The organism is Streptomyces fradiae (genome assembly GCF_041270065.1).
GTDB lineage: Bacteria > Actinomycetota > Actinomycetes > Streptomycetales > Streptomycetaceae > Streptomyces.
In genome coordinates this window covers 7,818,733-7,840,251 of the sequence record NZ_CP065958.1, presented here as the reverse complement: position 1 = coordinate 7,840,251, position 21,519 = coordinate 7,818,733, and the positions used below count along the sequence as shown (strand labels likewise).

The 21,519-nt window shown below is 74.1% G+C and carries 21 protein-coding genes; 10 read left to right on the top strand and 11 right to left on the bottom strand.

Annotated elements, in window-relative coordinates:
- Positions 1 to 371: 371 nt before the first annotated feature.
- Positions 372 to 1,970, top strand: coding sequence for a hypothetical protein (locus tag JAO84_RS35610; RefSeq protein ID WP_370416581.1), 1,599 nt, complete (start codon positions 372 to 374; stop codon positions 1,968 to 1,970).
- Between the two features lie 58 nt (positions 1,971 to 2,028).
- On the opposite strand, the gene JAO84_RS35605 is transcribed toward JAO84_RS35610, so the two are convergent.
- Positions 2,029 to 2,982 carry a nucleoside hydrolase gene (locus JAO84_RS35605; RefSeq protein WP_370416580.1) on the bottom strand — a complete coding sequence of 318 codons (954 nt, stop codon included), beginning with the start codon at positions 2,980 to 2,982 and terminating at the stop codon, positions 2,029 to 2,031.
- Positions 2,983 to 3,178: 196 nt separating this feature from the next.
- On the opposite strand from JAO84_RS35605, the gene JAO84_RS35600 reads away from it, so the two are divergent.
- A complete protein-coding gene (locus JAO84_RS35600) occupies positions 3,179 to 3,604 on the top strand; it encodes a hydrolase (RefSeq protein WP_370416579.1) in 426 nt (141 codons plus the stop codon).
- On the opposite strand, the gene JAO84_RS35595 is transcribed toward JAO84_RS35600, so the two are convergent.
- The 6 genes from JAO84_RS35595 to JAO84_RS35570 form a co-directional block, all read right to left on the bottom strand.
- Entirely contained in the window at positions 3,559 to 4,488 is a 930-nt protein-coding gene (locus JAO84_RS35595; protein ID WP_370416578.1) for an NAD-dependent epimerase/dehydratase family protein, read from the bottom strand. The two genes, JAO84_RS35600 and JAO84_RS35595, sit on opposite strands and share 46 nt — an antisense overlap.
- Before the next feature lie 118 nt (positions 4,489 to 4,606).
- On the bottom strand, positions 4,607 to 5,779 hold the full coding sequence (locus tag JAO84_RS35590; RefSeq protein ID WP_370416577.1) for a cytochrome P450: 1,173 nt from the start codon (positions 5,777 to 5,779) through the stop codon (positions 4,607 to 4,609).
- Positions 5,776 to 7,272, bottom strand: coding sequence for a class I adenylate-forming enzyme family protein (locus JAO84_RS35585; RefSeq protein WP_370416576.1), 1,497 nt, complete (start codon positions 7,270 to 7,272; stop codon positions 5,776 to 5,778). Before JAO84_RS35585 ends, JAO84_RS35590 begins: the two co-directional genes overlap by 4 nt.
- Positions 7,272 to 8,012 carry a glycosyltransferase family 2 protein gene (locus tag JAO84_RS35580; RefSeq protein WP_370416575.1) on the bottom strand — a complete coding sequence of 247 codons (741 nt, stop codon included), beginning with the start codon at positions 8,010 to 8,012 and terminating at the stop codon, positions 7,272 to 7,274. Before JAO84_RS35580 ends, JAO84_RS35585 begins: the two co-directional genes overlap by 1 nt.
- Complete coding sequence (locus JAO84_RS35575) at positions 8,009 to 9,040, bottom strand: 3-oxoacyl-ACP synthase III family protein (RefSeq protein WP_370416574.1); 1,032 nt, start codon at positions 9,038 to 9,040, stop codon at positions 8,009 to 8,011. Before JAO84_RS35575 ends, JAO84_RS35580 begins: the two co-directional genes overlap by 4 nt.
- Before the next feature lie 49 nt (positions 9,041 to 9,089).
- Positions 9,090 to 9,944 (bottom strand): hypothetical protein, encoded by an 855-nt coding sequence (locus JAO84_RS35570; protein WP_370416952.1) that lies wholly within the window; start codon positions 9,942 to 9,944, stop codon positions 9,090 to 9,092.
- Between the two features lie 211 nt (positions 9,945 to 10,155).
- Between JAO84_RS35570 and JAO84_RS35565 the strand changes: the two genes are divergently transcribed.
- Positions 10,156 to 11,334, top strand: coding sequence for a hypothetical protein (locus tag JAO84_RS35565; RefSeq protein ID WP_370416573.1), 1,179 nt, complete (start codon positions 10,156 to 10,158; stop codon positions 11,332 to 11,334).
- Between the two features lie 80 nt (positions 11,335 to 11,414).
- Here the strand turns inward: JAO84_RS35565 and JAO84_RS35560 are convergent, their stop codons facing one another.
- The gene (locus JAO84_RS35560; RefSeq protein ID WP_370416572.1) at positions 11,415 to 11,777 is read right to left on the bottom strand and encodes a hypothetical protein; all 363 of its coding nucleotides are present in this window, start codon (positions 11,775 to 11,777) and stop codon (positions 11,415 to 11,417) included.
- 205 nt (positions 11,778 to 11,982) lie between these two features.
- Between JAO84_RS35560 and JAO84_RS35555 the strand changes: the two genes are divergently transcribed.
- Positions 11,983 to 12,312, top strand: coding sequence for a hypothetical protein (locus tag JAO84_RS35555; protein WP_370416571.1), 330 nt, complete (start codon positions 11,983 to 11,985; stop codon positions 12,310 to 12,312).
- A gap of 167 nt (positions 12,313 to 12,479) precedes the next feature.
- Complete coding sequence (locus tag JAO84_RS35550) at positions 12,480 to 12,728, top strand: DUF3027 domain-containing protein (RefSeq protein ID WP_370416570.1); 249 nt, start codon at positions 12,480 to 12,482, stop codon at positions 12,726 to 12,728.
- 138 nt (positions 12,729 to 12,866) lie between these two features.
- Here JAO84_RS35550 and JAO84_RS35545 read toward each other — a convergent pair whose 3' ends face one another.
- Positions 12,867 to 13,814, bottom strand: coding sequence for an AraC family transcriptional regulator (locus JAO84_RS35545; RefSeq protein ID WP_370416569.1), 948 nt, complete (start codon positions 13,812 to 13,814; stop codon positions 12,867 to 12,869).
- A gap of 98 nt (positions 13,815 to 13,912) precedes the next feature.
- Between JAO84_RS35545 and JAO84_RS35540 the strand changes: the two genes are divergently transcribed.
- The 3 genes from JAO84_RS35540 (at position 13,913) to JAO84_RS35530 (ending at position 16,679) form a co-directional block, all read left to right on the top strand.
- The gene (locus JAO84_RS35540; RefSeq protein WP_370416568.1) at positions 13,913 to 14,893 is read left to right on the top strand and encodes an SDR family NAD(P)-dependent oxidoreductase; all 981 of its coding nucleotides are present in this window, start codon (positions 13,913 to 13,915) and stop codon (positions 14,891 to 14,893) included.
- Between the two features lie 324 nt (positions 14,894 to 15,217).
- Positions 15,218 to 16,090, top strand: a complete 873-nt coding sequence (locus JAO84_RS35535; protein ID WP_370416567.1) for a class I SAM-dependent methyltransferase — start codon at positions 15,218 to 15,220, stop codon at positions 16,088 to 16,090.
- A 121-nt stretch (positions 16,091 to 16,211) separates the two neighbouring features.
- On the top strand, positions 16,212 to 16,679 hold the full coding sequence (locus JAO84_RS35530; protein WP_370416566.1) for a MarR family winged helix-turn-helix transcriptional regulator: 468 nt from the start codon (positions 16,212 to 16,214) through the stop codon (positions 16,677 to 16,679).
- Positions 16,680 to 16,793: 114 nt separating this feature from the next.
- Here JAO84_RS35530 and JAO84_RS35525 read toward each other — a convergent pair whose 3' ends face one another.
- Entirely contained in the window at positions 16,794 to 17,198 is a 405-nt protein-coding gene (locus JAO84_RS35525; RefSeq protein ID WP_370416565.1) for an ArsR/SmtB family transcription factor, read from the bottom strand.
- Positions 17,199 to 17,292: 94 nt separating this feature from the next.
- Here JAO84_RS35525 and JAO84_RS35520 point away from each other — a divergent pair, with 94 nt between their 5' ends.
- Positions 17,293 to 19,272 (top strand): heavy metal translocating P-type ATPase, encoded by a 1,980-nt coding sequence (locus JAO84_RS35520; protein WP_370416564.1) that lies wholly within the window; start codon positions 17,293 to 17,295, stop codon positions 19,270 to 19,272.
- A gap of 187 nt (positions 19,273 to 19,459) precedes the next feature.
- Here the strand turns inward: JAO84_RS35520 and JAO84_RS35515 are convergent, their stop codons facing one another.
- Positions 19,460 to 20,461 (bottom strand): NAD(P)H-dependent flavin oxidoreductase, encoded by a 1,002-nt coding sequence (locus JAO84_RS35515; RefSeq protein ID WP_370416563.1) that lies wholly within the window; start codon positions 20,459 to 20,461, stop codon positions 19,460 to 19,462.
- A 166-nt stretch (positions 20,462 to 20,627) separates the two neighbouring features.
- On the opposite strand from JAO84_RS35515, the gene JAO84_RS35510 reads away from it, so the two are divergent.
- Entirely contained in the window at positions 20,628 to 21,407 is a 780-nt protein-coding gene (locus tag JAO84_RS35510) for an alpha/beta fold hydrolase (RefSeq protein ID WP_370416562.1), read from the top strand.
- Positions 21,408 to 21,519: the final 112 nt, after the last annotated feature.

Here is a 21,519-nt window from a genome sequence, read left to right as displayed (position 1 = left end):
GGGCCGCTGCCGCCCGCTGTCGGTACTGATCGCACCCGGACAGCGCGCGGACTGCATGCAGTTCGAACCGGTCCTCGACAAGATCCGCGTCCCCTGCACCGGGGTGGGGCGTCCGCGCCCCACCCCGGACAGCGTACGGAAAGACCCACCGTGTGGATCTTGTGCGGATGAGCGGCAGGTCTTGCGCCGAGCGGCCGCCCCGCCCCCCGTGCTCGCACCCTCCCCCAGTGGCGCGAATCACCCATATCGCCATCAACTCCCCTGCTCATAGGTGGTTTTGACGACACATCACCCCTCCTTGCGTTTCGCTCGGGCGTTCTGGAACCCTCCGTTCGACTTGTCTGACACAGCATCGACGGAGGCAACCTCCCATGCCCTCACGGCGAATACGCCGCGCCTGGCTCACCGCAGCCGCCGCGGCCTCGCTCCTGCTCACCGGCCTCGTGGCGCCGGCCGCCCACGCCGAGGACGTGCCGCTGGACGTCTCGGACCCCACGGTCCAGGAGCCCCTCGCGAACGAGGGCGCTCCCTCGGCGTTCGGGGCCACCGCCTGGACCTCGCCCGGCGGCGCGGCCTCGCCCGGCGACTTCACCCTGTCGCCCGGCGCGCTGAACGCCGAGACCACCTCGCGGGTCAGCCGGCTCGACTCGGTGCTCCCCAAGTCGGGCGTGCAGAACCTGCTGGCCGGGGCGAACCGCACCGTGACGCCGTGGTGTTCGCGCGATCCGTTCGGGACCGCCGCCGACCCGGACATCAAGTACTGCCTGCAGAACGACGATTCCGTATCGCAGGAGTGGGTGCCCCAGGGATTCACCGGCGTGTCCGACGCCCAGGACGACGAACTGTGGGGCACGGCCGGGAACATCCAGCTCTTCGCCTCGTACGACGGCTGGGACCCGGGCCGGGAGACCGACCCGGACCCGACGACGGGTGACTGCACGACCGCCGAGCTGGAGGCGAACGACGCCTGCAACCAGAAGGGCGTGCGGATCACCTTCGTCCAGAGCCGGATCAACCCGGCCACCGGCAGTCCGGAGGTCAAGTACCGGCACGTCCTGCTGGGCTGGACGTACATCAACTCGGCCGACCACGTCTCCTTCGACGGGCTGCACGCCTCCGAGTACCCGATCCAGAAGGGCGTCCACGCCGGCGGAATCGTCTGGTACGGCAACTACCTCTACGTCGCCGACACCCGCAACGGCCTGCGCGTCTTCGACATGCGCTACATCATGGACCTCGACCCGGACGGCGACGCGAGCACGCACGACGCGATGGGTGCGGACACCGACGGCGTACAGACCACCGCCAACGTCGAGGACAAGACGAAGGTCGGCCGGCACGACAACGTCTGGTACAGCTTCGGCTACCGCTATGTGATGCCGCAGGTCGCCGCGTGGAAGTTCAAGGCGACGCAGAGCAATCCGGCCGGTTCCTACGCCTGTGTCTCGACCGGTGCGCCGAAGGCCTCGTACATCTCGCTTGACCGCAGCACCACCCCGGACCGCCTGCTCATGGGCGAGTACTGCCGCCCCGAGAGCGGCTACCCGTCCACCGGCCGCATCGCCTCGTATCCCGTCGCCGAGCTCGAGGGCCGTTCCGCCGACGTGGCCGCGCAGGGCTGGGCCAACTACCTGCCGCTGACGAACGGCGGCGCGCAGGGCGCGGCGGCGGTGGGCGGCACGCTGTACGTGAACGAGTCGAAGGGCACGGACGAGCCGGGCAACCTCTGGCGCTACGTCTGGAGCAATGGCCAGTTGGTCCAGAACGGGCAGGCCGTCAAGACCGCCCGGGGCGCCGAGGACCTCTACGTCGAGCGCGGCACGGGGCGGCTCTGGTCCCTCTCCGAGCACCGTCCGGGGTCGGCTGCCGACTGCACCGCGAACCGGGACGCCGCCGATCCGGTGGGCACGGACTACTGCCAGCGGGTGCTGTACGGGCACAAGCTGAGCTGGCTCGACGGCCAGCCGTAGCGCGCCGGACGTCGCGCCGGACGTCGCGCCGCCGCTCGGCGGAGGGCCGGGGGCCGAATCAGGTCGCCCGGCCTTCGCCGAGCACGCGTACGGCGTCCACGATCAGGTCCCAGAACCCGTCGGCGTCGACGTCCATGGCGACCTCGACGTCGGCGGGCCGGCCCGTCACCCCGTGCAGGTCCACCACCGTCGCGCCCCGGGTGTGCGTGCCGGTCAGCTCCACGGCCACCGCCGCCCGAGCCAGGCCGACCAGCGTCGGGTCGATCAGATGGGCAACGGTGAGCGGGTCGTGCAGCGGGGGCGCGTCGAAGCCGAACACCTCGCGGTAGGTGGACGCGAAGTAGGTGAGCAGGTCGACGCAGAGGCCGCTCAGCGGGGTGCCGAGCGCGGCGATCCGGGCAACGACCTCCGGGGTGGCCTGTGCCTGGTGGGTCGCGTTGAGTCCGAACATCGTCACCGGCAGCCCGCTGCGGAGGACGATGTCCGCCGCCTCCGGATCGCACAGGATGTTGAACTCGGCGGCGGGCGTGGTGTTTCCGCGCTCCGTCGAACCGCCCATCATCACGATCCGCTCGATCCGCCCGGCGAGCTCCGGGTGGGCGAGGAGCAGGACCGCGATGTTGGTGAGCGGCCCGGTCGGTACGAGCGTCACCGGCGCCGGGTGGGCGAGCAGGGTGTCCCGGACGAGAGTGAGGGCGTCGCGCGGGTCCAGCGGCACGTCCGGCTCGCCCGCCGCGAAGCCGGGCCCGTCCAGGCCGGACGCGCCGTGGATGTCCTCGGCGATCCGGCGCGGCCCGTGCAGCGGGCGGTCCCGCCCGGCGGCGATCGGCACGCCCCGGATCCCGGCCACCGAACAGACCCGGCGGGCGTTGAGCGTGGTCTTCTCCAGCGTCTGGTTGCCCGCGACGGTGGTGATCGCGAGCAGCTCGATCGCGGGATTCGCGGCGGCGAGGAGGATGTTGAAGGCGTCGTCGTGACCGGGATCGCAGTCGAGAATCACGGGAACCGGCATGGCTTCACCGTGCCACATCCGGGGCGGCGGGCGAAGGACGCGGGCCCCGGGCGCCGCGCGGTGGCGTGCTGCTGTGGCAGCATCGCCCCGTGACCGAGACCCCTGCCGCCTCCGGCATCCAGGCCGTCGCCGCGGTGACCGGCCGGGTGGGCCCGGCGCTCGACGCGGGCGCGGCACTCCGCTGACCCGCACCGAGATGGGGTCGATCATCGCCGCCCTTCCGGGGGACTTCTGGGCCGTCCGGTACGACGGTGCGCGCTACCCGGGCTCTGCGGCCGTGGCCGCCCGGCCGGGCCTCGCGGCGGGCGCCAACTGCCAGTTGTACGCGTACGAGGTGCTCAGGCACTTCGGCCTGACGCCGCCCGAGCTGCGCTCCTCCGAGCTCTGGAGCGACACGGAGGCGACGGTCCAGGTGCCGGTCCCCCGCCCCCTGGACCTGGTCCTGTTCAACTCCACCGACCGGGCCTACGGCGCCCATGTCGGCGTTCACGCCGGGGACGACGCGATCCTCCATCTGTGCGCGGAGGTCGGGCGCCCGGCGGTGTGGGCGGCGGCGGACTTCGCGGCGCGGGAGCGCTACCGGGTCCGGCTCGGCGCCAAACGGGTGCTCCCGCCCCGGTAGTCGGCGAGCGTGCGCTCCGCCCGCCACCCCTGGGCCTGTGCCCGGGACACGTCCAGGACGACGGAGTGCGCCAGCTGGTCGACGGCGTAGCGGGTGAGCGCCGGCTCGGCGTGCGGGCGCGGCCGGGCGAGGCTCTGGGCGGCGGTCGCCGCGGCCCGGGCGAGCGGCAGCGGCAGGTGGCCGATGCGGGCGCGGGTGTCGTGGGCGCGCAGCACTGTGCGGATCGCGTCGTCGCGCTCGTACGGGACGGGATCGGCGATGTTGTACGCGCCGGGCGGCCAGCCGGCGGCCGTCAGACAGGCGTCGGCGAGGTTCTCGACGGCGGTCAGGCTGAGGCGGACGCTGGGGCCGGGCAGCATCAGCAGCCCACGGCGGACCCGGGACAGCAACCGGGGCACCAGATGCGGGTCCCCGGGCCCGTACACCGCCCGCGGCCGCAGCACCACGGCGCCCGCGGCGAGCGCCAGCGCCTCGCCGGCGGCCTTGGTGCGGCCGTACGCGTTCAGGTGCCCGCGCACCGGATGGTCCTCGGTGATCCGGGTACGTCCCGGCCCGGGGGCGTAGACGCTGGCACTGCTCACCCACACCACCGGCCGGCCGCCGGCGGCCCGGAGCAGCCGTGCCGTGCCGTCGACGTTGACGGCCTGCAGGATGGCCTCGGCCGGTGAGCCAGGCACCGGGTCGCCGACGGCCGCCGCGCAGTGCACGACGAGGTCGGCCCCGGACAGGTCGGGGTCCTCGCGCGTGGCGTCCCAGGGGACGTGCCGGCCGACGGGGCCGGGGCGCCGGCCGACGCACAGGACATCGGCCCCGCGAGCGGCGGCGGTGGCGGCGACGTGGGAACCGCAGAAGCCGCTGGCGCCGGTGACGGCGATCGTGGTCATCGGGACTCCGGGGATCGGTGACGGATGGCAGCCGCACGCACGCCGAGCGAGCGCCGGCCGAGGCACAGGACGTCGGCGCCGCGAGCAGAGCCGCTCGCGCCGGTGACAGCGATCGTGGTCATCGGGACTCCCGGGATCGGTGACGGTCGTCGGTCGCTCGCACCGTGAGCGAGCGCCAACCCGGCAGGGCCGCGGTCCGGTCGACGCGGGCGCCGGTGACGACGGGGCAGTAGGGGGCCAGTGCGGCGAGGGCGTCGTCGAGTTGGGCGCGGGCCAGGCGGGCGCCGGGGCAGGCGTGGCTGCCGGCGCCGAAGACGAGGTGGGCCACGGCGGGCGGTGCCGGGTGGTGGGCGTCGGGTGGTGCGGTGTGGGCCCGCGCGGCGTGCCGGGCCACCAGGATGAGGCGGTCTCCGGCTCGTACGGGACAGCCGTCGAGATCGGCGTCGGCCGCCGCCACGCGGGGCAGCAGCGGGGACGGGGCGACCACGCGCAGGAGTTCGTCCACCAGGGCCGGGCGCAGCCGGTCGTCCGCCGCCTGGTCCCACAGCCCGGCGTCGGCGCACCAGGCGGCGGCGCGGGGCAGGGCGGCGACGGTGGTGTTGACGGCGGCGACGGTGAGCATGGCCCGCAGCGCCGTGTCGCCCGCCTCGTCCGGCCCGCCGGGCGGATCGAGCAGAGCCTGCAGGCGTGCCGTCGCCGCGACGGCCGCCCGCGCGGTGCCGGGCCGTCGGGGCCCGGGGAGGTGGTCGCGTACGGCGGCGGCCGCGGCCCGGGCGGCCGCCTCGGCGAGCGCCTCCGGGTCGGCGGTCGTGCCCAGGAGCGCGCGGACGGTGGCACCGGCCACTTCGCGCGCCAGCGGTACGAGGTCGGTCTCGCGCCCTGCGGCGAGCGGGGCGAGCCGGCGGGCAAGGATGTCCCGCCACACCGGGCGCAGCCGTTCCACCCCGGCCGCGCCGAGGCCGTCGGCGACCGCCCGCCGGGTGGCGCGGTGCCCGGTTCCCTCCTGGTCGAACAGCGTGCCGCCGGTGGAGAGTTCGCGGGCCGCGCCGCCGGTGGTGCCGGCTGCGGTGCGGTCCAGCGGGATACGGGTGAGGGCCTGGCGGTACGCGTCGGGGCCGTGCACCAGGACCGCGCCGCCGATCCGGGTGACCGCGCGGCGGCGGGTGGCGGCGAGGAGGGCGAACAGCACGGGGTGGGAGCGGGTGTAGACGCGGCGGTCGCGGCGGCGGGCGGCGCGGAGGGCGGCGGGCGCGGCTGCCAGTGGCGGCGGCGTACTGACGGGCGCGGTCATCCTCGGGTCCGTTCGGTCCGTTCGGTGCGTTCGGCCAGGCGGCGGGCGGCGAGGCGCGCCGTCGCGGCGCGGTCCGGCTTCAGGGAGCGGCCGGAGAGCGGGATGTCGGCGAGGAGCACCGCGTCCGGCCGGGCTGTGCCCATGCGCTCCAGCGGCCCGGCCAGGGCCGCCCGCAGCGCCTGGCGTTCCGCGCCGGCGCTCGGCTGGACGACGGCGACCAGGCGTTCGTCGCCGTCGCCTGCGGGTACGCCCACGAGCAGGGCCAGTTCGACGCCGGGGACGTGGAGCCCGGGCTCGTACAGACCGGGATAGATGTTCTCGGCGTGGCGCAGGATCATGTCCTTGCGGCGGCCTTCGAGGACGATCCGGCCGTGGTCGAGGCGTGCCCGGTCGCCGGTGGCGACCCAGGGGTCGGGGTCCTCGCCGAGGTAGCGGTCGCGGGCGGCGGGGCCGGAGAGGAGCAGTTCGCCGGAGGCGTCGGTCTTGGCCGTCACGCCCGGGAGGGGTGTGCCGACGAGGTCTCCGTCGCCGGTGAAGGCGGACTTGTCGGCCTGTTCGACGGCTGCGGCCGGGAACAGTTCGGTCAGCGCGTAGACGCCCCAGGCCTCGTCCGCGCCGGCGTGCTTGACGCGGGTGAGGAGGTCGCTGCTCGCGGGGGCCGAGCCGGTCCACACGCGGCCGGTGAACCGCCCGCCGCCGGCGAGGAGCCGCCGGATCTGCGGCGGCGTCAGATACGTGGCCTGCGGGGCGAGTCGGCTCAGCTGGCGGCGGAGGACGGGTACGGAGCGGGCGGGCAGCGCGACCGGTGCGCCGCTCGCGAGGGACGGCAGCAGGACGAAGAAGGTGCCGCCGAGGACGGGCCGCCCGGCTCGGGGCCGTACCAGCCCGGCGACCGTCGTCATGCCGGCGGCGAGCGAGGAGCGGGTGTGGACGACGGCGCGGGGCCGTGCGGTGGTGCCGGAGGTGAAGACGATGACGGCGTCGCCGTCCTCGTCCACCGGGGGCGGCAGCGGTCCGGTTCGCGGGCCGGTCTCCAGGGCGGGGGCGCAGCCGGGCAGCCGGGGACCGAGGGTGGCGACCGGCCCGAGCTCCGCGAGGTCCGGCAGGGCCAGGCGGGCGCGGCGGGCGAGCGGGCGGGCCCAGCCGGCGACGGCCTGGGCGGTGGCGTCGGCGAGGACGAGATCGGGGCGGGCCAGGGCGAGCCGGGCGCGCAGCACGTCGGGTCCGGCGCCGGGGTCGAGCACGGCGGCCCGGGCGCCGAGCCGGTGCACGGCGAGCATCACGGCGAGGGCGCGGGGCCCGGGCCGTACGGCGACGCCGACGGTGCTGCCGCGTCCGATGCCCCGCCCGTGCAGAGCGGCGGTGCAGTGGTCGGCGAGGTCGGCCAGATCGCCGAAGGTGGCTTTGGTGCGTACGGCGCCGGTGCGGGTGGTGCCGAGGACGCCGGGCCGCTCGGGGTGGCGGCGCAGGGTGTGGGCGAGGGTGTCGAGCATCAGCGCGGGTCCTCTCCGTGGTGGCCGGGGCCCTTGTCGAGGTACCAGCGGGCGGTGCCCACGAGGCCGTAGGCGCGCAGTCGGCGGGTGGAGTTCTCCACGACCATGTCGGGGGCGTGGACGATGGCGGTGGTGTGGCGGCGTACCCGGTTGAGGAAGAGCCGGTCGGTGGGGGAAGGGCGGCGCGGCATGCCGCCGACGGCTTCGTACAGGGTGGCCGTGACGGCCATGTTGTTGCCGGCGTGCATCCGGTACGGGGCGAGGTAGCCGTGGCGGCGGTGGTGGGCGGGGCGTATGCGGCCGAAGAACGCGGCGACGCGGACCAGGGCGCGGAAGGCGGCCCGGCCGAGCGGCCCGTGCTCGTCGCGGCGGGCGTCGATGCGGCCGCAGACGAGTCCGGCGCCGTGCCGCAGGGCGGCGCGGGCACCGGCGGTCCAGCCGGGGTGTGGCAGGCAGTCGGCGTCGGTGCGGGCGAGGTGGGTCGCGCCGTGCTCGATCGCGTAGCGGAAGCCGGTGTCGACGGCGCAGCCGACGCCCTTCTCCGGTTCGCGCAGGACGTGGACGGGGAAGGGCGCGCGGCGGGCGAACGCGTGGGCGACGTCGGCGGTGTTGTCGCTGGAGGCGTTGTCCACGACGACGAGGGTGAAGTCACGGTCGTGCTGGTCCGCGAGCGCGTCGAGCGTGGCGCCGATCCGCGCGGCTTCCTGGTGCGCGGGCACCACCACCCACAGGGCGCTCATGCCTTCTCCCAGACCATCGTCATGATGCTCACGCCGCCGCCGAGTCCGACGAACAGGACCCGGTCGCCGGGGCGCAACCGCTCGTGGACGCGGTCGAGTTGGACGCCGAGGGTGGCGCTGGCCATGTTGCCGAGCTCGGGTACCGTGACGACGAGCCGGTCCCGGGGGACGCCGGTGAGCTCCACGAACCGGTCCAGGTACGGCACGGTGACCTGGTGCACGAGCACGTACCGGAAGTCGCCCCAGGCGAGGCCGGTGCGCTGCCGCATCCGGTCGAGCACCGAGGTGCCGACCTTCTCGAACACCTCGCGCAGTTCGCCGCCGTCGCCGTGGAAGTACGTGTGCTCGTCGCCGCGGGGGTGACGGGAGCCGCCGCCGAAGATGCCGCCGACCGACCAGTGCTCGGAGTGCGTCTCGGTGTCCACGTCGAGGATGCCGCCGCGGTCGACCGCCTCCAGGACGACCGCGGCCCCGGCGTCGCCGAAGGTGTAGCCGGCGAACCCGTCGCGGAGCTGGTCGGCGCCGGACGGTGCGTACCGAACGGCGCGGCTCGGGGTCTCCCCCGTGACGACCAGGGCGCGTCGTGCGCGGCCGGCGAGGATCATCGCCCGGGCGGTGTCGATGCCGTTGACGAAGCTGTTGCACGCGTTCGTGACGTCCAACGCGTGGGACCGGGAGCCGAGTTCCGCCTGCACGATGTGCGCGGTCGCCGGCTCGACCACGTCCCGCGTGGCCGAGGCGAACACCAGCAGATCCACGTCGTACGGCACGAGCCCGGCCCGCTCAAGCGCCGCACGCCCGGCCCGCACCGCGAGCGTCGAGGCGTACTCCCCCTCCCCGACCGCCCGGCGCGTCTCGATCCCGGTGACCCGTTCGAGCATCCGCTCCGGCAGCGTGAGGCCGGAGGCGGCGGTGATCCGTTCCTGAAGCCGACGCGACGTCACTTCCCGCCCGGGGAGGGCGGAAGCCACCGCGGTGATCCCCACCCGGCGCGATATCGGGGCGGGAGCAGCATGGTCTGTGTCCATGTTCTGGACGCTACGAGCGGGGCGGGACGGGCCGCCTGAGCGCTGCTACTCAACCGCGCGTAGGTAGGCGGGCAGGTGTTCGGGGCGAGTCGTGCCGGGCGCGCACGGTGGGCAACAGGGCGCAGTCCTCGGCCGCGGCCAGGCCTTCGCCGAGCGCCAGGAGCGACAGCAGCCGCACCGGGCGGGCGGTGGTGGCCGCGGCCTCCATCTTGTGGTGGCCGTCGAGGAGGAAGTGGGTGAGGCCCCAGTGCCGGTAGTGGTCGGCCGCCGGGCCGGAGGCGGGTTCGCACACGTCGAGTGTGGACACCGCGACGGCCGTCGGGACCGCTCCCCCGCCCATGAGCTCGGCGTACTCCTCTACGCGCTGCCGCTCGTTCCACGTCGGCGGCACCATCGGGACGACGAACTCGTAGAGGTGGGCGGACGCGTCGACCCCGGTCTCGAAGGTCCGGTAGTACGGCGTGTGCGGGTATTCCGGCAGGCCCCAGAACTGGTCGAGCCCCCAGGTGTCCACCTGCTCGCCGCTGAAGTAGTCGCCGTCCCGGCCCGGGACGGTGAGCCGGGGTTCGACCTGGAGCAGCATCGGAAGGTAGTCACCCTCTGGCAGCAGGGCGGCGAACGCGTCGATGACACCGCCGGTGACCAGTGCGTCCAGACCGGGCGGTGTGCCGGTGAGCCGATCCCGCATGCTCTCCAGTGAGAGCGTCTGAGCGGCGGTCTCCAGCCTCCGGAACAGGAACGGGCACGTCCCGCACCAGTTGCTCAGCTCGAAGGCCGGGTCCCCGTCGACCACGAGCAACCTGCGCCCCGGCCCGCCGCCGGCCCCCCGCTGCTCTTCCTCGAACCGCAGCCGCGCCTGCGGGGCGGGAACACCGAGCCGGCGGGGAGCACTGCTGTGGATCATCACGCGCCGACGGTACGGGAGCGCGCGGATCGACACCAGCGTGATCTCTCCTGTCGAGCGGATTCCTCGCCCCTACACTGAGCTGCGGGAACACCACGGGGGTACAGGGGTACGGGGGCACAGGTCCATGGGCATGCGGGCGGGCGCGGGTGGTGCGGGGGACGGCGAGTGCGCGCTGATCTGCGCGGTCCGGGGCGGAGATCCGGCTGAAGTGGAGCTTCTGCTTCACCACAACCAGGATCGCGACATGCTGGAGGCCGCGTTCTCCCTGGCCGTCCGCGCGCACGCCGGGTACATCGCCCAACTGCTGGTCCAGCACGGCGCGGATCCCGGCGAGTGCGGCCCCGACGCGTTGGTGCCGCTCGGTGAGGCGGTCGACTGCGGGTCGCCCGGGCTGGTCGAGGCGCTTCTGGACCACCGGCTCCTGGGCCGGTACTCCACGGCCGAGCTCCGCGAGGCGCGGGAGCTCGCGCGTCGCTGGCGCGAGGCGGGGGCCGAGGCCGAGCTCCGGCGGCGTACGGGCTGTGAGGAGGCCCCTGTCCGCGCCCGGGTCCGGGACGACGAGTACTGCACCGTCGGGGAGCTCGCGCTCGGAGGCATGACCGTACGGGACGGGCACGGGGCGATCCTCACACGCCTGGAGGAGCTGCTCGGGATCCGCGCCTCGTTCGAGGAGCTCATGGCACGAGCGTTGGAGCACGACCAGGACCACAGCGCCTGGTGGGCGTCCACCAGCCTCCTGGGGAACCGGCGCGAGGAGGAGACCTGGGCCGCCGCCCTGGCCCTGCGTACGCATCCCGACCCGGCACACCGGCTGTTCGGGGCCGGGGTGCTGAGGCTGGTCCAACTCTTCGACGACAGCGAGGCGGACGCGTTCGCCGCCCCCGCCCTGGAGCTCTTCGTCCCGTGGGCGGCGGAGGAGGCGGACCTCGCCGTCCTCATCGAGGTGCTGATCGCGCTGGGAGAGCACGCCGACGCGCGGGCGGCCACGGCGCTCCTCGCCCATGCCGGCCATCCGGACGCCCGTGTCCGGCATGCGGTGGCCAACGGACTCGGCACCTGGCCGGAACCGTCCGCCCTCGCCGAGAAGGTCCGTGAGGCGTTGCTGGTGCTGATGGATGACGGGGACCCGACGGTCCGGCGGGAGGCCTGCCGTACCGTCGGCTGGGGCCGGGACCGCACCCCCGTCCTCACCGAGGCGATGGCCGCGCTGTTGGACGACGCGGACCGCCGGGTGCAGCTCGTCGCCGTGGAGGGGCTCGCTCTTCACCACGACGACCGGTGTGTGGAAGCGGCACGCCGTCTCGGCCCGCCGCGGCCCGGCTTCTCCGACGAGGAGACCTGCCTCGGCACGGCGTGGCGCTACAAGTGGCGCCGCGACGGCCGCTGACCTGTCGCACCGGTGAGGGGAGGGTGACGAGTCGTTCGGCGAGGTCGCCCCGGTGGGTCCCCTGACCGGGCGGTCCGCGTTCAGGCGCGTCCCCGCAGCCAGCGGCGCGCGGCGGCCAGGGTCACCTCGATGTCGTCGCTCCAGGAACAGACTTCCAGCCACGCCAGGTAGCCGCCCTGCGTGAACACCAGCACCTCACCGGGACACTCGCCGGCCTCGGTGTACAGCAGCGCCTCGGCCGCCACGACCGTGCTCGCGCCGGTGGGCGCGGGCGCGACCCGGCCGGCGTCGAGGTCGAAGTAGGCGGTGCCGCACCCGCAGGTGCAGCGGCCTCGCACGCTGAGGTGCGGGACCTGCCGCCGCAGCGCGGCGTGAACCGGAGTGTCCGGCTTCAGAACCGCCTCCAGCACCTCGGCCACGTCGGCGGGCAGGCTTTCGGACATGCCGTCACCGTACGGGAGCGCGGCGCGGTCACGACAGCGGGCCCAGTGCCCTCGGGGGCGATGGCCGGGACCGAGTAGGCGCCACGCCGCACGGCCTGGCGCCTACTCGCCAACTTCGCTGCGCTCCACGCGACTCGCGCGGCACCCGCCATAGATTGGCGCGGTCATCGTGAGTGCCACTCCCTCATCCGTAGGAGATTCCCTCATGCGTACGCGTCTGCGCATCGCAGCATCCATCGCCACCTTGACCCTCGCGGCCGGCGGCCTCCTCGCCACCGCCCCTGCGGCTTCCGCGTCCGCGGTGGCCCCGTCCGCGCTCAGCTGCTCCGCGCGCCTGATCACCGGCAGCGGCGGTCACCGGGGTGCGGACATCCGGTGCACCGGCTCGACGTTCACCGGCGTCATCGACTGCAAGCGCACCGACAACGGCTATGTGTACCGGCACTTCGGCAATCGCGTGCCGTCGGGTGGCACGTCCACCGTCTGGTGCGACCTGAACGCCACCGTGATCCAGGCGTACGGCACACCCAGCTGACCGGATGCCGTGACCGTGCCGCCGGGAGCCCATGGGGACGGACTCCCGGCGGCACGGTCGTCCTGTCCCACGGAACGTAGAGTCACTGGTCGTACGGACGGCAGTGATCATGGGGCGGAGAGTGGGGGGCTGCGGTGTCGGGTGACTCGGGTACGCGTGCTGAGCGTGTGCACGACGACGAGGTGCACGAGCGTTGGCTGCTGGGGCGGAACAGGCTGACCGGTGCGCCGGGGTATCTGGACGGGTGGTACGACGAGCAGTGCGGCGGGTGCCGGTTCTGGGTCGCGCTGAGTGGTGAAATGGGGCGGGACTGGGGGGTGTGCACCCGTACCGACTCGGGGTACGACGGACGGGTCCGGTTCGAGCACGACGGCTGCGACGCCTTCGTGGTCCGCTCCGACGGTTCCTTCGGGTGAGGCCGCGTCAGGCCCGCTGGGGCAAGTAGGGTCCGCCAGGTCTTGCCAGCGGGCCGCCGAGTACGCGGGGGCGTTCACGGCGACGGCGCAACTGCCCGCGGATGCGCTTGCCGACGGGGCACGGGACGCGATCGTGCCCTACAGCCCAGGTACGGCAATCGCCGCGTTCGACAGGGTCGGAATCTGCTGTCTGCGGTAGTCGCCGGGTGGGGTGCCCGTCACGCGTTTGAAGGCGACGCTGAAGGCGCTCTCGGAGCCGTAGCCCACGGCGTGGGCGATGGTGGCGAGGGTGTCGGGGGTCGCGCGGAGGCGGCGGGCCGCGAGTTCGATGCGCCAGTGGGTGAGGTACTCCAAGGGGCCCTGGCCGACGGTGGACTTGAAGCGGGCGGCGAGGGTGGAGCGGGACACGGCGGCGGTACGGGCGAGGTCGGCGACCGTCCAGGGGTGGGCGGGAGTGCGGTGGAGGGCGGCGAGGGCCGTGGCGACGGCGGGATCGGTGAGCCCGGCGAGCCAGCCGGTGGCGGTGTGGGGCTCGCGCGCGAGGTGGAGCCGGAGGACGTGGACGAGCATGACGACGGCGAGGTGTTCGGCGACGAGGGTGGAGCCCATCTCGTGGCGGGTCAGCTCTTCGTCGATCGCCGCGAGGGCCCAGCGCACCGTTTCGGCGTGGCGGGTCCCGGCCGGGATGTGGACGACCGGGGGGAGGTGGTCGAGCAGCAGTTCCTGGGCGCGGGCGCCGAAGGAGAAGCGGCCGCCGCGGAGAAGGACGTCGTCGCCCTCCCCCGCCCTGGCGAGGCCCTGCTCGGCGCGGGCGAACAGCGGGCCGGCGGGCACCGGCTCGGCCTGTGGGTCGCTGCGGAGGGTGAAGGGGCGCTGCCGGGCGAGGAGGTAGCAGTCGCCCTCCCCGAGGGCGATCGGCTTGTCGAGGCCGTCGACCTCAAGGAGGCAGGAGCCGCGGCGGACGGCGTTGAACTTGACGCCCTCCGGGGCCTCGAACCGTACGGCCCACCGGCCGCCCGCCACCAGCCCGACGGAGAGGTGGCCGCGAGTCTCCAGCAGGGTGAGGACGTCTTCCAAGGGGTCCATCCGCCCTCCTCCCCTCCCCCGTCCACTCGGACGCTCGCTCATGAATTGCGGACTCTTGATTGTAGTGCGTCCAGAGGTGCGGTCGTAGCGTGGATCGTATGACGAACGCCCCCCGCACCCCCGCCCCGCTGCTGACCACCCCCTTCACCTCCCGGACCCCCGCCGGCGAGGTCGTCGACGGCATCGACCTCTCCGGTCGCCGTACCGTCGTGACCGGCGGCGCTTCCGGGATCGGCGCCGAGACCGTCCGGGCCCTGGCCGCCGCCGGGGCCGAGGTCACTGTCGCCGCCCGCCGGCCGGAGGCCGCCGAGCCGCTCGTCCGCGAGCTCGGGGTCCGCGCCGCGGCGCTCGACCTGGCCGATCTCGACTCCGTCGCGTCCTTCGTACGGGGCTGGGAAGGGCCGCTCGACATCCTCGTCGCGAACGCCGGGGTCATGGCCCTGCCCACCCGGGTCCAGACGGCGGACGGCTGGGAGGCGCAGCTGGCGACGAATCATCTGGGGCACTTCGCGCTGGTGACCGGGCTGTACGCGGCGCTGCGGGAGAGCGGCGGGGCGCGGGTCGTGGTGGTCAGCTCCGGGGCGCACCGGAACGTGCCGTTCGACTTCGAGGACCCGCACTTCGAGCGGCGGGCGTACGACCCGTGGACGGCGTACGGGCAGTCGAAGACGGCGAGCGTGCTGTTCACCGCGGGCGCGGCGCGGCGCTGGGCGGGCGACGGGATCACCGTCAACGCGCTCAACCCGGGTTTCATCCTCACCGGGCTGCAGCGCCACCTGGACGACGAGACGATGCGGGCGTTCGGTGTGATGGACGGCGACGGGAAGGTGACGCCGCTGCCGTACTACAAGACGCCGGCCCAGGGGGCAGCGACCTCAGTCCTGTTGGCCGCCTCGCCCCTGGTCGAGGGCGTCACCGGCCGCTACTTCGAGGACAACCAGGAGGCGCGAGTCGTGGCGGGCGACGAGGAGCAGCCGGGCGGTGTGGCCGCGCACGCGCTCGACGCGGCGGCGGCCGACCGGCTCTGGGAGTACGGCACCGCGGCGCTGCGCACCCGCTCCACCCGCTCTCCCCGCTGATCGGGCGGCCGCGTCTCGCCGAGCGGCACCGGGCGGCGTCGGCCTACCGTGAACGCATGTCGACCCGTGTCGCACCGCCCTCGACGGACCTTGCCGCGTGAGCAGCGCGTGGTTCGGGGTCCTGCGCCGGGACGTCGCCCCGCTGGAGCGGAGGGCGGGCCCCCGCCGGAGCCGCTCGCTCCGTGACCCGAACGGCCCCGGCGCGGCGCGTTCCGCCCGTACGGCCCGGAGCATGGAAGGAAGCGACGGCACCGCCTCCGTATCACCACCATCACCGCCGCCCGCCCCCGTCCCCCGTCCCGCCCCCCACGGAAGGGTCCGGCCATGACGTCGCGGAATCCGTTCGACGACCCCGCCTTCCCGCCCCGCGCGCCGGACGGGGGCCGTTACGGCGAGGACGTGTTCCGGCCCGAGCAGCCCGGTGAGGCCGAGCGGATCGACCTCGGTGCGCTCGCGTACGACGACCTCAGCCTGAGCCGGCTGCGCGCCCTCGGCGCCGGGCCGGGGTGGCGCTGTCTGGACATCGGTGCCGGTACGGGCACGGTCTCGCGGCGCCTGTTGCGCGAGGCGGAGGTGGCGGGCGTGCTGGCCGTCGACCGTGATGTGCGGTTCCTCGCCGAGCGGCCCGTCCCCGGGCTCGACGTGCTCCAGGCCGACATCACCGCCCCCGACTTCGCGCCGGGCCGGTTCGATCTGGTCCACGCGCGGTTCGTGCTCATGCATCTGCCGGAGCCCGAGCGGATGGTCTCGACGCTGGCCGGGCTGGTCGCGCCGGGCGGGGTCCTCGTCCTCAGCGACGCGGTCGACCTGACCAGCGACCGTACGAGCACGGCGGCCGACACGCCGTTCGCCGCGGCGATGCGCGCGATGTGGCAGGGGCTGCGCGCCTCCATCGGCACGGACGTCTCCTGGGTGCCGTCGTATCCGCAGTTGCTGCGCGGCGCCGGGCTCCGCGCGGTCGGCGCGGAGCTGTACGTACCGCCACTGCTGCGGGGAAGTCCGATCAGCCGCTTCTGGGCGGACACCTGGGAGCGGAGCCGGGCGTCGATGGTGGCCACCGGGCTGATCGACGGCGCCGGCATCGACGCGGCGATCCGCTACCTGGACTCGGACGCGTGCGCCGCGCTGTCCGCCGGGATGCTCACCGTCTGGGGCCGCAAACCGGGGGCTGCGGGGGCGGCGCCCGCGAGGCCGTGACCGGCCACATTCCACACATGCTTGCAGTCGCGCTCTATGTGCTCTCGCTGATTTTTGCCCTGGTGACGTATCCTGGGTTCCACGAGCCACCCCAAGAACCACCGGAAGGAGACCGGACCCCATGACCGCCACGGACCCCGCACTCACCGCACTCGCCAGCGGCTGGGGTGCGCTCTCCCTGCTGCACGGCCGGATCGAGTCGCACATCGAGCGCGCCCTGCAGTCCGGGCACGACCTGAGCGCGCGGGAGTACTCGCTGCTCGACGTGCTCAGCCGACAGCACGACGGCGAGGGCGGGCATCTGCAGATGAAGCAGGTCGCCGACGCGGTCGTGCTGAGCCAGAGCGCGACGACGCGCCTGGTCACCCGCATGGAGGACCGCGGGCTGCTTTCGCGGTATCTGTGCCCGACCGACCGGCGCGGCATCTACACCGACGTCACCCCGGCCGGCCGGAAGCTGCTCGACGAGGCCCGGCCGACCAGTGACGCCGCCCTGCGGCAGGCGCTGGACGAGGCCGCCGGGAACCCCGAGCTGGCCTCGCTGGTCGCTGCGGTCGAGGCCGTCGACGTACCGGCACAGCGCGCGTAACCACCCCCGCGCCACAGACCGCGAGTCGCACACCCGCCCCCGTTCGAGCCCACGCCCGGACGGGGGTTCTTCGTGGTGCCGCTCGCACCGGTGGTGGCGGCTCCGCCTTCCCGGTCAAGACCCCCGCAGCGCTTCCCGCACGGCGAGATCAGCCGCGCGCGCCGCGGTGTCGTGCAGGCCAAGGCGCAGATGCTCGACGTGGTAGAGGGCCTGGTCGAGCAGTTCGGCAACGTGGTTGTCGTAGAGCGAGTAGACGATGGAGCGGCCCTGCCGCTCGCCGGTGACCAGGCCGAGGTTGCGCAGGAGGCGGAGCTGGTGGGAGCAGGCGGAGGCTTCCATACCGACGGCCTCGGCAAGCTCGCCCACCGAACAGGGACCCTCCTGGAGGTGGGCCAGGATGTAGAGCCGGGAGGGTGTGGCCAGGGCCTGGAGGGTGGCGGCGACGTCGGTGCTGCCGACCGTGTCGAGACGTTCGCGGGCGCTGGCGCTGCTGGTGGTGGTGTCGCGTCCGTGGCCCATGGCCCCATCATACCGATGACACCTGAAGAGCTGTTCATATATTCCTGTACGGTGGAGATGTGCCCCCGACCCGCCCGTGAAGGGTTGTTCTGTCATGCCTTCAGTCCTGGACCAGCAGCGGTCCGCGCCGCCCGCCGACGCCCCGCGTCCGGCCCCGCAGCCGCGCCGCACCCGCCTGCTCGCACTGCCGGAAGCCCGCTGGGCGCTCGCGGCGCTTGTGCTGTTCCTGCTCGCCCTGCCGGTCCACCTGCTGGACGGCCCGGCGTGGCTGTGGGGCACCCTGTTCGCCGCCACGTATGTCACCGGCGGCTGGGAGCCGGGCTGGGAGGGCCTCAAAGCCCTGAAGGACAAGACGCTGGACGTGGACCTGCTGATGGTCGTCGCCGCCCTGGGGGCCGCCGCGATCGGGCAGGTCCTCGACGGCGCGCTGCTGATCGTCATCTTCGCCACCTCCGGCGCCCTGGAAGCAGTCGCCACCGCCCGCACGGCCGACTCCGTGCGCGGGCTGCTCGACCTCGCCCCCACCACCGCCATCCGACTCCTGCCCGACGGCACCGAGGAGACGGTCGACACCGGGCAGCTCGTGGTCGGGGACACGATCCTGGTCCGGCCCGGCGAGCGGGTCGGCGCGGACGGTCAGGTTCTGGACGGGGCCGGTGACGTCGACCAGTCCACCATCACCGGCGAGCCGCTCCCCGTCGCCAAGCAGGCCGGGGACGAGGTGTTCGCGGGCGCCGTCAACGGCACCGGCGCTCTGCGCGTGCGGGTCGAGCGCGACCCGTCGGACTCGGTGCTCGCCCGGATCGTGAAGATGGTCGAGGAAGCCTCCGAGACCAAGGCCCCCACCCAGCTGTTCGTCGAGAAGATCGAGCAGCGGTACTCCATCGGCATGGTGATCGCGACCCTCGCGGTCCTCGCGGTCCCGCTCGCCTTCGGTGGGACCTTCTCCTCGGCGCTGCTCCGGGCGATGACGTTCATGATCGTCGCCTCGCCGTGCGCGGTGGTGCTCTCCACCATGCCTCCGCTGCTGTCAGCCATCGCGAATGCCGGCCGGCGCGGTGTGCTCGCCAAGTCGGCCGTCGTCATGGAACGGATCGGCCAGGTCGACACCGTCGCCCTGGACAAGACCGGCACCCTCACCGAAGGCACTCCCCGCGTCACCGACCTGCGTCCGCTGCCCGGCAGCGGCCTGGACGAGGACACGCTTCTCATCCTGGCGGCGTCGGCCGAGCACCCCAGCGAGCACCCGCTCGCCCGCGCCGTCGTCGCCGCGGCCGGCGAACGCGGCCTGCCCCTGAGCGACACCGAAGACTTCACCTCCACCCCCGGCCGGGGCGTCACCGCCACCGTCGACGGCCGCACCCTCACGGTCGGCGCCCCCGCCCGACTCCTGGACGCCGCCGGCCACCAGCGGCACCGGGCGGTGGTGGCCGAACTGGAAGAGGCCGGACGCACCGCGGTCGTCGTCCTGCGCGACCAGGAGCCGGTGGGCGTGCTCGGGATCGCGGACCGGTTGCGGCCGGACGCGGCGGCCACGGTCGCCGCGCTCGCCCGCTTGACCGGCCGCACGCCCGTCCTGCTGACCGGCGACAACGAACGCGCCGCCCGGCGCCTGGCCGCCGAGGTCGGCATCACCGACGTCCGCGCCCACCTGCTGCCCCAGGACAAGGTGACGGCCGTCAAGGAGTGGGAGGCCCAGGGACGCAAGGTCCTGGTCGTCGGCGACGGCGTCAACGACGCCCCCGCCCTGGCCGCCGCGCACTCCGGCATCGCGATGGGCAAGGCCGGCTCCGCGCTCGCCCTGGAGACCGCCGACGCCGTCGTCGTCCGCGACGAACTCGCCACCATCCCGTCGATCGTGCAGCTCTCCCGCACCGCACGCCGCCTCGTCATCCAGAACCTGGCCATCGCCGGCACGTTCATCACGGTCCTGGTCGCCTGGGACCTGATCGGCACGCTGCCCCTGCCCCTCGGCGTCGCCGGTCACGAAGGCTCCACCGTCATCGTCGGCCTCAACGGCCTGCGCCTGCTGCGCGAAGCCGCCTGGCCCCACCCCGCCACGGACACCGCGTGAGCAGACGCACCCGCCGTCACCGACTGTCTCGTGCCCGGAGGACCACCCTCGCCGCCGGCCTCGCCGCCGGCTTCGCCCTGACCAGGGTCGACCGCTCCCCCGGGAGCCGGACGTCTGCGGCACGCTCACGGCCCGGGCCTGTGCGTACGGGGCCGCAGAACCGACCGAGCCGCCTCGTAGGCGGCCTTCACCTGGGTGCGTCGGCGTCGTTCTTCTCCGACACCAGGTCGGCGAGAGCGCGGAGCGTCGCCTCCGCCTCGGTGATCAGCCGGTGGACGAGTTCGGCGGCCGGGGCGATGTCGCGGACGAGGCCGGCGGTCTGGCCCGTCAGCGGGATGAGTTCGTGCGCGGTGCCGTCGCGCATCGAGGTCATCACCCGGGTGCGCAACGCCTCGGCCCGCGCGGCGGCCGCTTCGGGGCGGGCGTTCCCCTCCTCGACGAACCGGGTGCGCAGTGACCGCGGGACGGTCGTGAAACCGCGCTCGGTCGGCGGGGGCAGAATCTGGTCGACGAACACCACTTTGACGGCGTCCTGGCTTGCGGCGGAGACGATGGCCGCCTTCCAGTCGTCGCTGACCTCGCATTCGGTCGAGGCCAGGAACCGGGTGCCGATGTTCACGCCCTGTGCCCCCAGGGCCAGTGCCGCGGCGATGCCCCGGCCGTCGGCTATGCCGCCGGAGGCGAGCACCGGCAACGGCCGGACCGCGTCGACGACCTGCGGCACCAGCGCCATCGTGCTGACATCGCCGCAGAACCCGCCGGATTCGGTGCCCTGCGCGCTGATCACGTCCACGCCGGCCTCGGCCGCGCGCTCCGCCTGCTCGACCGTCGTCACCTGCTGCAGGAAGATCGCGCCGACGTCGTGGACACGGGCCACCAGGTCGTCCGGCTCGCCGAGCGCGAAGGAGAACACCGGTGGGGCCTCGGCGATCACCGCGTCGAAGACCTCGGGGTCGTACGGGCGCCTGGTCATATTCAGCGCGAACGGCCGGTCGGTGAGGTCGCGCAGCCGGCGCGCGTCGTCACGGACCTGCGACGGAGTGCGCAGGGTGGTGGGAATGCTGCCCAGCGCACCGGCGTCGCTGACGGCCGCGGCGAGCCGCATGCCCTGTTGCCAGGGCCCGCCGAGCGGCCCCTGCACGATCGGCACCTCGATGCCCAGTACTCCGCACACCGGTGTCCGTAGCATCGCGCCCTCCATCCCGAGGGGCCCCGAGACAGGGATGTTCCCGCTGTCCAGCCTAGGTGTGGGGGTTCCCGGCTGCCCGCCGAACCGTTCGGGCGGACGCCGACTCGCGCTTCCGTGTGCGGGTGCGCGTCCTGGGCCGTCCTCCTACGCTGCGGATATGCCGGACATGGCACTGACATCGCGGCGGCTCGGCAGCGGGCCGCCCCTGCTGGTCGTCCTCCAGCTCGACCGGGACGGCTGGGGGCCTGTCCTGGAGCGCCTCGCCCGCGAGCACGAGGTGGTGGCCGTCGACCTCCCAGGCTTCGGCGACAGCCCCGCGCTGCCCGAAGGGACCACGCCGACCGTCGAGGCGCTGGCCGCCGCCGTCGCGGAGTGGCTCCCCGGCGCCGGCCTCACCCGCCCGCCCGTCGTGGGGAACTCCCTGGGTGGGGCCGTCGCCCTCGAACTGGCCCGCGGCGGCACGGTCGGGAGCGCCGTCGCGCTGTCCCCGATCGGTCTGTGGACGCGCCCCGAGGCCGCCTACGCGCTGGGTTCGCTCCGCGTCGCCCATGCCATGGCCCGAGCCTGCGCCGAACGCCCCCATTGGATCGCCGGCCACCCGATCGGGCGCACCGTGGCCTTCTGGCAGCTCGTCGCCCGGCCTTGGCGGATCCCCGAGGCGGCAGCCGCGGGCGCGCTGCGCAACCTGGCCCGCTCGCCCGGCTTCGAGCCGACGCGGCGCGCGGCGCACGCCTACCGGCTCCGGGCCTTCACCCCCGAGGTCCCGGTCCCGGTCACGGTCGGCTGGGGCACACGGGACCTGATGACCCCGCCCCACCAGGCGCTCAGGGCGGCACGACTGCTGCCGGGCGCCCGGCACGTCTCGCTCCAGGGCTGCGGGCATTCACCGATGTCCGACGATCCCGAGCAGGTCACCCGGGTGGTGCTCGATGCCATCGACGGCTGAGTTCCCGTGAGGCGGTGGAACGGCCCGGCTGCGGCCGTCCGTGCGTCATCGCGCCGTGGCTCCCCTGTCTCCCTCCGAGCCTGCGCTTAGCTGCTGAGCACTGCGCTCGCTG

Bases quoted from the DNA above. Each gene is read 5' to 3' on its own strand.
- JAO84_RS35575 (WP_370416574.1), bottom strand. From the start codon at position 9,040: ATGGACACAGACCATGCTGCTCCCGCCCCGATATCGCGCCGGGTGGGG.
- JAO84_RS35590 (WP_370416577.1), bottom strand. From the start codon at position 5,779: ATGACCGCGCCCGTCAGTACGCCGCCGCCACTGGCAGCCGCGCCCGCC.
- JAO84_RS35535 (WP_370416567.1), top strand. From the start codon at position 15,218: ATGACGTCGCGGAATCCGTTCGACGACCCCGCCTTCCCGCCCCGCGCG.
- JAO84_RS35525 (WP_370416565.1), bottom strand. From the start codon at position 17,198: ATGGGCCACGGACGCGACACCACCACCAGCAGCGCCAGCGCCCGCGAA.
- JAO84_RS35540 (WP_370416568.1), top strand. From the start codon at position 13,913: ATGACGAACGCCCCCCGCACCCCCGCCCCGCTGCTGACCACCCCCTTC.
- JAO84_RS35560 (WP_370416572.1), bottom strand. From the start codon at position 11,777: ATGTCCGAAAGCCTGCCCGCCGACGTGGCCGAGGTGCTGGAGGCGGTT.
- JAO84_RS35510 (WP_370416562.1), top strand. From the start codon at position 20,628: ATGGCACTGACATCGCGGCGGCTCGGCAGCGGGCCGCCCCTGCTGGTC.
- JAO84_RS35555 (WP_370416571.1), top strand. From the start codon at position 11,983: ATGCGTACGCGTCTGCGCATCGCAGCATCCATCGCCACCTTGACCCTC.
- JAO84_RS35520 (WP_370416564.1), top strand. From the start codon at position 17,293: ATGCCTTCAGTCCTGGACCAGCAGCGGTCCGCGCCGCCCGCCGACGCC.
- JAO84_RS35515 (WP_370416563.1), bottom strand. From the start codon at position 20,461: ATGCTACGGACACCGGTGTGCGGAGTACTGGGCATCGAGGTGCCGATC.
- JAO84_RS35545 (WP_370416569.1), bottom strand. From the start codon at position 13,814: ATGGACCCCTTGGAAGACGTCCTCACCCTGCTGGAGACTCGCGGCCAC.
- JAO84_RS35585 (WP_370416576.1), bottom strand. From the start codon at position 7,272: ATGCTCGACACCCTCGCCCACACCCTGCGCCGCCACCCCGAGCGGCCC.
- JAO84_RS35530 (WP_370416566.1), top strand. From the start codon at position 16,212: ATGACCGCCACGGACCCCGCACTCACCGCACTCGCCAGCGGCTGGGGT.
- JAO84_RS35595 (WP_370416578.1), bottom strand. From the start codon at position 4,488: ATGACCACGATCGCCGTCACCGGCGCCAGCGGCTTCTGCGGTTCCCAC.
- JAO84_RS35580 (WP_370416575.1), bottom strand. From the start codon at position 8,012: ATGAGCGCCCTGTGGGTGGTGGTGCCCGCGCACCAGGAAGCCGCGCGG.
- JAO84_RS35570 (WP_370416952.1), bottom strand. From the start codon at position 9,944: ATGATCCACAGCAGTGCTCCCCGCCGGCTCGGTGTTCCCGCCCCGCAG.
- JAO84_RS35600 (WP_370416579.1), top strand. From the start codon at position 3,179: ATGGGGTCGATCATCGCCGCCCTTCCGGGGGACTTCTGGGCCGTCCGG.
- JAO84_RS35605 (WP_370416580.1), bottom strand. From the start codon at position 2,982: ATGCCGGTTCCCGTGATTCTCGACTGCGATCCCGGTCACGACGACGCC.
- JAO84_RS35610 (WP_370416581.1), top strand. From the start codon at position 372: ATGCCCTCACGGCGAATACGCCGCGCCTGGCTCACCGCAGCCGCCGCG.